General features: G+C 61.6%; 10 protein-coding genes. 6 read left to right on the forward strand and 4 right to left on the reverse strand.

What is annotated here, in order from left to right; all coding sequences use genetic code 11:
* Window positions 1-22: 22 nt before the first annotated feature.
* Window positions 23-2,152: a TonB-dependent siderophore receptor gene (locus GL286_RS19420; protein ID WP_155097231.1), complete on the forward strand. Its 2,130-nt coding sequence runs from the start codon at window positions 23-25 to the stop codon at window positions 2,150-2,152.
* Window positions 2,153-2,255: 103 nt separating this feature from the next.
* On the opposite strand, the gene GL286_RS19425 is transcribed toward GL286_RS19420, so the two are convergent.
* Entirely contained in the window at window positions 2,256-3,143 is an 888-nt protein-coding gene (locus GL286_RS19425; RefSeq protein WP_155097232.1) for an NAD(P)-dependent oxidoreductase, read from the reverse strand.
* A gap of 373 nt (window positions 3,144-3,516) precedes the next feature.
* On the opposite strand from GL286_RS19425, the gene GL286_RS19430 reads away from it, so the two are divergent.
* The 5 genes from GL286_RS19430 (at window position 3,517) to kdgT (ending at window position 7,320) form a co-directional block, all read left to right on the forward strand.
* Window positions 3,517-3,873, forward strand: coding sequence for a COG4315 family predicted lipoprotein (locus GL286_RS19430; protein WP_170295308.1), 357 nt, complete (start codon window positions 3,517-3,519; stop codon window positions 3,871-3,873).
* A 12-nt stretch (window positions 3,874-3,885) separates the two neighbouring features.
* Window positions 3,886-4,398 (forward strand): RNA polymerase sigma factor, encoded by a 513-nt coding sequence (locus tag GL286_RS19435; RefSeq protein WP_155097234.1) that lies wholly within the window; start codon window positions 3,886-3,888, stop codon window positions 4,396-4,398.
* Window positions 4,395-5,156 (forward strand): anti-sigma factor family protein, encoded by a 762-nt coding sequence (locus GL286_RS19440; protein WP_155097235.1) that lies wholly within the window; start codon window positions 4,395-4,397, stop codon window positions 5,154-5,156. Before GL286_RS19435 ends, GL286_RS19440 begins: the two co-directional genes overlap by 4 nt.
* A 45-nt stretch (window positions 5,157-5,201) precedes the next feature.
* Entirely contained in the window at window positions 5,202-5,786 is a 585-nt protein-coding gene (locus tag GL286_RS19445) for a YceI family protein (protein ID WP_155097236.1), read from the forward strand.
* Window positions 5,787-6,309: 523 nt separating this feature from the next.
* Window positions 6,310-7,320, forward strand: coding sequence for a 2-keto-3-deoxygluconate transporter (gene kdgT / locus GL286_RS19450; RefSeq protein ID WP_155097237.1), 1,011 nt, complete (start codon window positions 6,310-6,312; stop codon window positions 7,318-7,320).
* Between the two features lie 48 nt (window positions 7,321-7,368).
* Here kdgT and GL286_RS19455 read toward each other — a convergent pair whose 3' ends face one another.
* From GL286_RS19455 to GL286_RS19465, 3 genes are all read right to left on the reverse strand, one after another.
* On the reverse strand, window positions 7,369-8,598 hold the full coding sequence (locus GL286_RS19455) for an FAD-dependent oxidoreductase (protein ID WP_170295311.1): 1,230 nt from the start codon (window positions 8,596-8,598) through the stop codon (window positions 7,369-7,371).
* Between the two features lie 2 nt (window positions 8,599-8,600).
* Window positions 8,601-10,655, reverse strand: coding sequence for a catalase (locus GL286_RS19460; RefSeq protein WP_155097239.1), 2,055 nt, complete (start codon window positions 10,653-10,655; stop codon window positions 8,601-8,603).
* An 84-nt stretch (window positions 10,656-10,739) separates the two neighbouring features.
* Window positions 10,740-11,204 (reverse strand): pyridoxamine 5'-phosphate oxidase family protein, encoded by a 465-nt coding sequence (locus GL286_RS19465; protein ID WP_246185033.1) that lies wholly within the window; start codon window positions 11,202-11,204, stop codon window positions 10,740-10,742.
* Between the last annotated feature and the right edge of the window lie 570 nt (window positions 11,205-11,774).

The following is an 11,774-nucleotide window of genomic DNA, read 5'->3' on the forward strand; positions in this document are numbered from 1 at the left end:
GCCGCATTATGGCCGGATCACCATGACCCATTTCGCCCTGCAAAGGCCCCGCCTTGCGCTGCTGCTTTCCGCCACCGCTCTTACCGCGCTTCCTGCCTTCGCGCAGGAGAATGTGACTCTCGACCCCGTCGTGTTGCAGGGGCAAGGCTCGCCGATCTCGGGCGGCGTGGGCTATACCGTCACGACCACCGCGACGGGCCTGAAATCCGGCGCGCCCGTGACCGAAGTGCCGATGACGGTCAACACCGTGACCGAACAGGAACTCGAGGACCGCGACCCGGTCCAGATCGAGGACGCGCTGGCCTATATCCCGGGCATCGTCGCCTCGCCCTGGGGCATGGATGACCGCTTCGACCAGTTCAGCATTCGCGGCTTCGACCTTGGGGTTTACGGTCTGTTCCGCGACGGGCTGATCAACAAGGCGCAGAGCTTTACCGGCTTCAAGGTCGATCCCTACATGATCCAGCGCATCGACGTGCTGAAAGGCCCGGCCTCGGTGCTTTACGGCTCGAACGATGCGGCGGGCATGGTGAACATGATCACCAAGCGCCCGACCTTCGCGCATCTGGGCGAGGCGAGACTGTCCTATGGCTCGCATGACACGGCGGAACTGGCCGTCGATTGGGGCGATGTGAACGCCGACAAGACCCTGTCCTGGCGTCTGACTGGTTTGACCCGCGAAGGCGCGAACCAGATCGAGAATTCGGATGACGACCGCGATCTGCTGGCCTTCAGCACAACATGGGCACCGACCGACCAGACCTCGATCACCTTCCTTGCGCATTGGCAAAAGGACAACATGATGCCCAACGTCATGGTCCCCGTCGCAGGCGAGGATTACGACAGTTCGGGCGGCACCCTGCCCTTTGATTTCCTGAACAGCATTCACCCTTGGAACAAGTTTCAGACCGAGCAAGCCAGCATCGGTTGGCAGGCCGAGCACGAGTTCAACGACAGCCTGAAGATCCGGCAGAACTTCCGCTATGCCCGTCAGTCGACGGATTACAACCACCTGTATTCCAGCGGGCTGGATGCCAGCGCGCCGCTGCCCGAGAACCTGAACTACACCGCCTTCACCGTGGACGAAAAGGCGCGCTACTGGGCCCTGGACAACCAGCTGGAATATCGCGGCCGGATGGGCGCGGCCGAGCATGTCCTGACCTTCGGCGTCGATGTCAGCAAGCAGATCCGCGATGGCAGCATGGGCTATGCCGATCCGGGCTATACCATTCCTCTGGCCGCGCTGAACTTCGACCAGCCGGTCACTGAACCGGGGGCTTTCACCGACTCGCGCACCGAAGTGCTGGAAAAAGGCATTTACGCTCAGGATCACATCCGCTTTGGCAACGGCATCACGGTCACGGCCGGTCTGCGCCGTTCCTGGGTCGAGAACAAGACGGAAGATCGCCTTTGGGGCATGGACTCCGATCAAAAGGACAATGCCACCACCGGAATGCTGGGCGCGACCTGGGATCTGGGCAACGGCTTCGTCCCCTATGCCAGCTACGGTGAAAGCTTCACCGTCAATATCGGCCAGACATTCGCTGGCGAGCAATACCAGCCGACCGAGGGCAAGCAGCTTGAGGTCGGCCTGCGCTACCAGCCCCAAGGCACGCAGTTGCAACTGGCAGCCGCCCTTTACAATATCGAAAAAAGCAACGTCCTGACCTCGGACCCGATCAATGCGGGCTTCCAGATCCAGACCGGCGAAGTCCGCCATCGCGGGCTAGAGCTTGAGGCACGCGGTCAGGTGACCGATGCGATCTCGCTGATCGCGGGCTACAGCTATATCGACGCCAAGGTGACCAGTTCCGAGGATGGCGACCAAGGCAATGAGCCGGCAATGGTCCCCGAGCATTCGGCCTCGATCTGGGCGGAGTATGACTTCAACGGCGCGGCAGAGGGCCTGAGCCTTGGTGGCGGGTTGCGCTATGTCGGCAAGACATGGGCTGACAATGCCAATAGCCGCGAGGTCGATTCCTACCTGCTGGCCGACATGGCTGTGCATTATAACTGGGATGACTATTCGGTTGCGCTGAACGTCACGAACCTGTTTGACGAGGATTACTACTCGACCTGTAGCTCGGCGGGCTACGGCTGCGCCCAAGGCGAGGGCCGCGAGGCCACGCTGACCCTTTCGCGCGCCTTCTGATACGTAACCGCCGCGCGGGGCGACCTTCGCGCGGCGGGCTGTTTGAATTTGGCCTGGCGCCGTTGCAAGACCGGCTTGAAACAGGCTTTCGCAATGCGTCGGGTCAGACTGCCCTGAGGATTCTATCCGCGCGGGCAGTAAAATCCTCATCGCCTGCAGCTAGTTCCAGATCTCCGATCCGTTGTTGCCAATCTGCGGTCGCAACCGCCATGACGTTCGGCAGGTCCAACTCTGCAAGCGTTGCGGCGACTTCACGCATTTCGGCCGCGCGGCGACGGCCATGCATCATCATCCGTTCAAGATTATAGGCCGCCTGCCGCGGCCATTCGATGCCGGGATTGGATGCCTGTAACGAGGTCAGAACCTTTTCCTCGACCCCTGCCCTACATGCCGCCAAAAGACATTCGGCGGTCAGGGCCTCCATCCCCTTGATCATCACCGAGCGGATCATCTTGATCGAGGAGGCATCCCCGATTGTATTCCCCGCTGGTTTCGCGCGCATGTCCAGAGAGCTGAGCAGTCGTTCGGCCTGTGCGGCATACGGCCCAGCGATCAGCAAGGGCGTGTGATGCAGCTTTGGATGAACCGGAGCCATGATAGCGACATCGACATAGCGACCGCCTGCGGCCCCGATTAATTCAGTCGCCCGGCGTTTTGCACCCGGCGAGCAGCTATTGCCGTCAAGCCCGAGCGCGCCAGCGGCGAGAAATTCGGCAGCTTGCGTCGCAGCTTCAACCGCGCGGTCGGCAGTAACGAGGCAGAATACCGCGCGCGCGTCAGTCAGCGCTGAGGCGTGATCGGCGGCCAGCGTCACCCCGCAACGTGCTGCACGCTGCATCGGCAGGGCAACAGCCACGGCATCGTCGCATTTCAGGTCGTACGCACGCGCCTGTCTTGCGATTTCCGGACCCCAGCCTGTCGCAAATGCCTCGGCCGCCTCACCAAAGCCGATAAAAGCCAAATGCCCTGTTGATACGTCGAAATCACTCATGCGCGTCCTCCCATTTGCACCGTGACTATCGCAGTCCGGAAACAGGGCAATTGGCCATAGCTCCCGCTTATGAACGCTGACGCGCTTCGGAACCGCACCCTGGTCCAACTCGCCTACCCACGCGCCTGAGATCGAGCTAGCCCAATCTGCTGCGCTGCGCGTCGGATGCGGCCAATCCTGATTGCTGGATGGCGGTAAGCGTTAAGCCAGCCTCATCACAAAGAGGTCAATCGGGACGCGGATCGGGATAAGAATGCACGGCGCATCGTCATGTAATCCGGCGGTTCGACCGGCAGGTCATGAAATGTCCGTTCGACGCAAGCGGAGTGTGACACATGCGAACCAATGGCATCCTGCAAAGCCTGATCTGAGGTTGATCACGCTGTTATCGACCGGATCGGCGGGGCCGGCCAAGGCTGTGGTTTGTCACCTCGACAATGCCGATACCGAAGCGCTGACGGGTGGGGCGGGAATGGCGCGTTGCAGCTTCTATGAGCATCAGAGGGCAAAGTCCTTTTGCGATGGAAACTGCGCAGCGAACTGGCCGCGTTTCATCGCCGCGGTGGGTGCCACGGTTATGGAAGCGACCCGTCGGGCCAATGGCAAGGACCGCCAGAGGCAATGGACCCGTGCAGGCAAAACGCTGTATCTTTGGTTTGTGAACCATGCGACCGGTCATGTAACCGGGGACGGGGTCAGCGGGATCTGGCATATCGCCAGAACCTGGTAAGGTCAGGCACCGATGACGCTTCTGGACGAGATCGAGGCCTTCATTCCCGCGCTGCGACGCGACGCGCATGCCCTGATGCGGGATCGCGACGGAGCCGAGGATCTCGTTCAGGATTGCCTTGAGCGTGCCGTGGCGCGGCGACACTTGTGGTGCGGCGACCGCGAGGTCAGGATCTGGCTGTTCCGCATCCTTCTTAACCGGTTCCGCAATGTCCTGCGCAGCTCGAGGCCGCGCCTGCAACTGCTGCCGCTGGAGGCAGTGGGAGCCACCCCGCAATCCGGATCTCAGGAAAGCCATCTGGCGCTGCGCGAGGTCCACGCCGCGATTGGACGGCTGCCCGATGACCAACGGGCCGTTCTGCTGCTTGTCGCGGTCGAGGGGATGAGCATTGACGAGGCGGCGCGGGCACTTGCTTTGCCCCCGGGCACCGTGGCCTCGCGGGTGGGGCGCGCCCGTGCCGCCTTGCGCACAATGACCGGCCATGCCGAAGGCCGGTCGCCGCGTATACAGGGAACAAGGACGTGAACGATAAAGATCGGCCGGATGATGCCATTCAGATCGCTTTGCGCCACGGCTCGACCGCCGATCAGACAGCGCTTGCCACGATGGCGGCGCGTGTTCCGACACTTTCGCGCGATGTCGCCGAATGGGATCGGCAGGACGAGGCTCTGCTGGCGCTTTACGCGCCCATTGCCGATGAGCCGATCCGCCAACGCCATCTGAACACCCTGCGCCGCGCCGAACCGAGTGACGCTTTTACGGGCTGGACGCGGGTCGCGGCAGTTCTGGCGGTCCTTATGCTTGGTATACTTGGCGGAGCGCTTGGCCAGCGGATGTTGGCCAAAGATCCGGCAAGGCAACTGACTGCGGCGGCCTTCCGCGCCCATGCGACTTTTACACCTGAAATTGCCCATCCGGTCGAGGTCACCGGAACGGATGAACCGCATCTGAGTAATTGGCTCTTGGACCAGCTGGGGCGCCAGATCACTCCCCCTGGCCTGCGGGCCTTTGGACCTGAGCTGATGGGCGGGCGCGTGCTGCCCAATGCCGGCGGGCCTGCGGTTCTATTGATCTATCGTGACGCGCAAGATGAAAGACTCAGCCTTTTTATCGCGCCTACCTCCGGCCATGACGAGTCTAATTTCGAATTCGTTCAACAGGATGGCGCACGAAGCTACTGGTGGTTCGATGATAATCTGGGCTGCGCCATGATCGGCACACTGGGCCGCAAGGCGCTGCATGACATCTCGCGCGACGCCTATGAACAAATCGCGGGCGGGTGAACCGACCGCGCAACCAAACCTTGGCAATGATTCACGGAGGGCACGATGTTACGCATAATTCGAGTGCTCCTGTTGGTGCTCACGAGCGTCCTGACCACAGGGGCAGCACTGGCCGCGACGCGGGTCTACCAGCTTGACGGAATGGGCTCGCGGGTCGGGTTCTCGACGGAATCCGGAGCGGGGAGAGTGACGGGCAACATTCCGGTCACTGAAGCAAGATTGCGGCTGGATTTCGGCAATGTCTCGAACAGCAGCATCAGCGTGATGCTGGACGCCTCTGCCGCGACGGCCAATACCCCCTTTGCCGCCGAGGCGATGCGAGGGCCGACCATGTTGGACACGGCACATCATCCAACGATGGTGTTTCGCAGCACCAGGATTTCGAGTTCGGGCAACGTCGTGAAGGTGGTGGGCGATCTAACGATCCGTGGCGTATCACGTCCGGTGACGCTGCAGGGTAGCATTGCGCGGATGAACAAGTCAGACGCGAACGATCTGGATCGTCTTCAGGTCCGACTGAGCGGAGCGATCCGACGCAGCGCCTATGGTGCGACGGGCTGGTCCGACGCCGTCAGCGACGTGGTCCGTCTGGTCATCGTCGCGCAGATCTCTCGGGTCGAAGGAAACTAGTCACCATCGGGCAGAGGCGTAATGTCAGGCTGATTGGCAGGATGATCAGGATACCCAGCGCGTTCGGCAGGTCACACCCAGCAGTTTCCTCTGATCAGGAGATTGTGATATTGCGGCCAGCACGAACGTCACCGCGCGAAATGATGCGGCAGGATATAGCAGAATGGAACAATAGGCTGCGCCTGCTTGAAGGATGCCGATATGAACCCGCTAACTACGGGCCAGCATCCGCCAAAAGAGCAGTTCGATCCGGTCCTTGTCAGCCCGCTCCTGATCTAGCAGGCCTGCCGCAGACGGGTTCGGGCGGCAGAAAACTCTTCTCTCAGAAACGTTCAGGAATGGAAATCTGCGGGCGTTTTCCGGGTACCGAAAAAGCGCGAAACGCCACTTGCAACACCCCGCCAATCCGGCAATTCCGTCGCGTTAGTAATCCCCTGCTCGATTTGACAATCCCCCCGCCGCAGCAGTAAGGCGCGGCCAGACCCGCAGGGCCACGTTCTGGCTGCAACGCGGGGGAGGACGTATGCAAATCAAGAAAACCATCGAAAAAGTGCCGGGCGGCCTGATGCTGATCCCGCTTCTGCTCGGGGCACTTTGCAAGACTTTCGCACCCGGGGCCGGAGAGTATCTTGGTTCCTTCACCAAGGGCCTGACCTCGGGCACCGTCCCGATCCTTGCGGTCTGGTTCTTCTGCATGGGCGCGACGATCAGCCTGAAGGCGACCGGCACGGTCCTGCGAAAATCCGGCAACCTCGTCATCGTCAAGACGCTGGTCGCATGGGCCGCCACCATGGTCGCCACGATGTTCCTGCCGGTCGAAGGCGTTCAGGCAGGACTGTTCGCGGGCTTCTCGGCACTCGCGATCTGCGTCGCAATGGACATGACTAATGGCGGGCTTTATGCCGCCTTGATGCAGCAATACGGCAGCAAGGAAGAGGCAGGTGCCTTCGTCCTGATGTCGGTTGAATCGGGGCCGCTGGTTTCGATGTTCATCCTTAGTTCGGCCGGTGTGGCAAGCTTCGAGCCGCATGTCTTCCTTGGTGCGATCCTGCCCTTCCTTGTCGGTTTCGTCCTTGGCAACCTTGATCCCGACCTGAAGGAGTTCTTCGGCAGGGCCGTCCAGACCCTGATCCCCTTCTTCGGCTTCGCGCTTGGCAACGGCATCGACCTGAACGTGATCATGACCACCGGACTTGCCGGCATCCTGCTGGGCGTTCTGGTGATCATCGTGACCGGCATCCCTCTGATGCTTGCCGACAAATACATCGGCGGCGGCAACGGTACTGCGGGCATCGCTGCGTCCTCGACTGCCGGCGCGGCAGTTGCCAACCCCATGATCATCGGCACGATGGTACCGGAACTGCAACCGGCAGCGGCCTCGGCCACGGCGCTGGTCGCGACTTCGTGCCTTGTCACCGCCGTGCTGGTGCCGATCCTGACCGGACTCTGGTCCAATTACATGAAAAGGCGCGGCGACACGGTGCCAGAACCGCAACAAGCCACCCCGTCCGAGCGGGTCTCGGACTTCCACTGAAATGCCAGACGGCCCGGAGAAATTCCGGGCCGTTTCAGTTTGAACACCTTAGCGAAAGGCGAACAGGTCTTCATCGTCATCGCGCTTCCCCGACAGTCGCGCCGTGACAACTTGGGCGGCGATCATCGAAAAGGTGATGCCATTGCCGCCAAAACCCATCACCGCATGGACGCGCTCAAAGCCCGGAACGCGGTCAATGATCGGCAAACCGTCTACTGTATCGCCAAAAGGAGCCGCCCATAGATAGGCAGGCGTACCGACCTCGATCCCGCATAATGCCTTCAACTTCGCCGCGATGCGGGTGGCGCTGGCATGCAGTCGCGCCGGATCCTGATAGGCATCGGGCGCATCGCTATCCTCACCGCCCGCGATGATGCGGCCATCGCGCGCTGTGCGGAAGTAAAGGTAGGGGTCGGCGGCCTCCCAGACCAGCATATCGTCAAGCCAAGCGGGTCGCGCGATGCGGGGTCGGCTCGCCAAGGCCCAGGTCGAGGTGATGCGGTGCGATTCGCTCTCCATCAGCGGCAGGAATTCATAGCCGGTGCAGAACACCCCCTGCCCCGCAGTCAGGATCGACCCGTCGCGGGTGGCCAGGGCCACGCTATCGCCGGTTTCCGCCAGATCGGTGATCTCGCAGGGGGAGACGATCTCGGCCCCGCGCCCCACCGCCAGCCGCAGCAACCCCGCCGTCAGTTGCGCCGGATTGGCCGAGGCCGAGGCCTGCGACAGGATCGCGCCGGTGCGGGCGATGCCGAAGCGTCGCCCCAATTCCGCGCGATCCAGATATTCGCAGGCAATATCCGCCCTTTGCCGCGCCTCGAATTCGTAGTGCATCGCGCGCTGGCCCATTTCGTCGCCGGTCAGGTAAAGCGCGGATTTCGGCTGCATGTCGCAGGTGATACCGTTCCGCGCCACCAGATCCTGCAAATCACGCACTGCCCGCACCGAGCGCCGCCAAGCCTGTGCCGCCTTTCCCTGTCCCATCCGTTTCGCCAGCTTGTGCAGCGGCATGTCGATCTCGTGCTGGATCATCGCAGTCGAGGCCAGGCTCGATCCCCGCACCGGCGCGCGGCGATCAAGGATCAGGATGCGGCGCTTTTGTCGGGACAAGGCCTCGGCCATTAACGCACCGCTGATGCCGGTCCCGACGATGATCGCATCCCATGTCTTCGAGGATGGCGTCTTGATCGAGGGGGCGCCGATGCCCCTTGTCGCCGCCCAGAAGGGCTTCGCCAGATGCAGGCGGCGCTGCTTTGTGCGGGTCGGTCGCGCGGCCACGATCAAGCAAGATCCCGCAGCGAGGCCTCGCGATCCCAATAGTGCAGGGTCGCGGCCTTGGGCAGTTTCGCAAGATCCACGACGCCCGCATCCGGCTTGATCCCGGCGCCGTCGAGTAGCGGCTTCGCCCCCTCGTCATGGCCGATGGCCTTGAGATGAGCATAGGCATCGGCGACGAAACCGACCGCCGCACTGTCTTGCGCCAGACGCTTGGCGGCATCCTCTGTCAGGACCAGCGCAACCGCATCGAACAGCCATGAAGGCGATCCGGCAAGCTGCCCGTCGGCCTTCAACTTCCCGCCCTTCAGCGCAAGGCCGCCAACCTTGGGCGCAATGGTGAATGCTTTGCCTCCGGCGGCCTCGATCTCGTTAAGCAGCGCGTCGAGTGCGGCCTTGTCCGATCCCTCGTCAAAAAGGATGCCGACCTTGCGCCCCTTCAGCGTCGCTTTCCAGCGCTTTTGAATCGACAGGGCATCGCTTGGCTCAAGATCAAGCGCCGCGCGGGCGGGTGTCGCGGCTTTGGGCAGATCCATCGCCAACCCCTTGGCGACGCGCCCGGCCAGAGCATCATCGACATTCAGAAGCTGCGACAGCACCCGCAGACGGATGTGGTCCAGCCCAACCTTGGACAGTTCAAAGGTAATGGCCGAGGCAATATGAGCCTGTTCATTTTCGGTCTGCGAGTTCCAGAACATGCGCGGCTGGCTGTAATGGTCGGCGAAGGTTTCCGAGCGCAGGCGCAACTTTTCGTCCCCGACAGGCTGCGGCGCGGTGCGAAACCCGTCGTCGCGGGGGCGCGGGCCGTGGTCCTCGCCCGCCTCGTCCAGACTGTTCGGCTCGTAATTGGCGCGACCCTTGGGAATCTGGATCTGCATCATCCCGTCGCGCATCATGTTCGCATAGGGGCATTTCGGCGCATTCACCGGAATCTGGTGGAAATTGGTCGTACCTAACCGCGATTTTTGTGTGTCGAGATAGGAAAACAGCCGCCCCTGCAGCAGCGGATCATCCGAGAAATCTATCCCTGGAACCACGTTCGACGGCAGGAAGGCCAGTTGCTCATTCTCGGCGAAATGATTGTCGGGGTTGCGGTCCAGAACCATGCGACCGATCACGCGCAGCGGTACGACTTCCTCAGGGATGATCTTGGTCGCGTCGAGCACGTCATAGGGCAGGCTCTCGGCGAGCGCGGCATCAAAACTCTGGATCGCGAGGTCATATTCGGGATAGTCGCCTGCGGCAATCGCCTCCCACAGATCGCGGCGGTGATAGTCATTATCCGCGCCTTGCAGCTTGGCGCTTTCGTCCCAGACCAAGGATTGCGTGCCCAGACGCGGACGCCAATGGAACTTGACGAAGCTTTCCGCACCATCGGCGCTCACCAGCTTGAAGGTGTGGATGCCAAAGCCCTCCATCATCCGGTAGCTGCGCGGGATGCCACGGTCGGACATGGCCCACATGACGGTATGCAACGTCTCGGGCATCAGCGAGACGAAGTCCCAGAACGTGTCATGCGCCGAGGCGGCTTGCGGAAATCCTCGGTCAGCTTCCATTTTCACGGAATGGATCAGATCGGGGAACTTGATCGCGTCCTGAATGAAGAAGACCGGAATATTGTTGCCGACTAGGTCCCAGTTGCCTTCGTCGGTATAGAATTTCGTCGCAAAGCCGCGCACATCGCGTGGCGTATCGACCGAGCCCGCGCCGCCCGCGACAGTGGAAAAGCGCACGATCACCTCGGTCCGCTTGCCCTTCTTCGCGAACAGGCTGGCGCGGCTGAGATCCGGGATCGGGTCGGTGCATTCGAAATAGCCGTGCGCAACCGAGCCGCGGGCGTGGACGATGCGCTCGGGGATACGTTCATGGTCGAAATGGAAGATCTTCTCGCGCAGGATGAAATCTTCCAACAGCGTCGGGCCGCGCGCGCCTGCGCGCAGACTGTTCTGGTTGTCTGAGATCGGCGCGCCGTGATTGGTGGTCAGTTTCGGCGTGTCGCCGCGACCGATCTGCTGCGTCTCGCCGCCGGCTCCGGTCGTTGGGTCATACGGTTTTGCCATCTTCCTTGCCTTCCGATTGGGGTGGGCCAAATCTTCTGGGATTGCGGCGAAGCAAGCCTCGCCCAGCGTCTACGCCTTAGAACGTCAGCGTGAAATGATCGCCGATATCGGGTTCGCACCGGTCAGATTGGCCTTGGCGACCTGATAGAGAAATCCGATCCCGCCGGTGGTCGACCAGATTTCGGCACCGGTAAGGCTCAGCCTCAGCAGTCGCAGGTCGGGATCTTCTTTACCATCCTCGAACCACGCCGAGGCCACACTGCTCCAGATCTCGTCCAGCTTTTCGCGGTCCTCCGAAAGCTCCAGCCGCCCCTCGATCTGCGCGAAAAGCTTTCCCGAGGCATCGCCGACGATATGGATTGCGTCCTTGGCGCCGCCCTGCACATCGGCGACCAGATCGGTGCCGTCTGCGGTGATGAACCACAAAGCGCGTGCCTCGGGGTCGGCATAATGCGACATCGGCACCAGTTTCATCCGCTCACGGATGCCCAGCATGCCGGCATTGATACCGTCGAGGCGCTTCCAGAAAACCTGCTCGTCATTGGCCATGGAACTCTCCCTTCCTCGGTGAGGAATGTGTCGTCGTCGGCACAGGCCACCGGCCTCGGGCCGTGGCGTGCAGTCTGACTGATGTTTCCGAGATCGGCATATCCTGCCGGTTCTGGGGCAAGCCGCTACTCGCCCGATGCGGGGTAAAACGTGCTTCGCGGGTCAAGGTTCCCACTTTGGAAATCTCGCTCGGGGCCGGCTAAAGAAGGATTACCTCAAGCCCCCGCTCCCTGCGCGCGACCCGCGCCATATTCGGAAAACAGAGCCACCCAGATTAATCTTGTCTCAGAACGTTTCTGACTTCGAAGGAGTCTCGGCAACATACGCACATCTCAAGACGCCTGGCCCGCAGAGAAAGGTTGCGGCTTTTCTTGGTGTTTACCCGTCATCGCCAAACGCCTACACCGACTATTCAGCGTGAATTGACCCATGCCAAAATCCGCTGCCAGTCGGTTGCGAGCCAGACCGCTTGTCAGCACGATCCGCATCGCCTCGCGCTTGAACACTTTGGTTGGCTTGATCAATGTCACTTTCTCGCGAAACCGGCATCTTACCGAGGCAATGGTCAAA

Origin of the sequence: Paracoccus aestuariivivens, assembly GCF_009711225.1 — a bacterium.
Taxonomy (GTDB): Bacteria; Pseudomonadota; Alphaproteobacteria; order Rhodobacterales; family Rhodobacteraceae; genus Paracoccus; species Paracoccus aestuariivivens.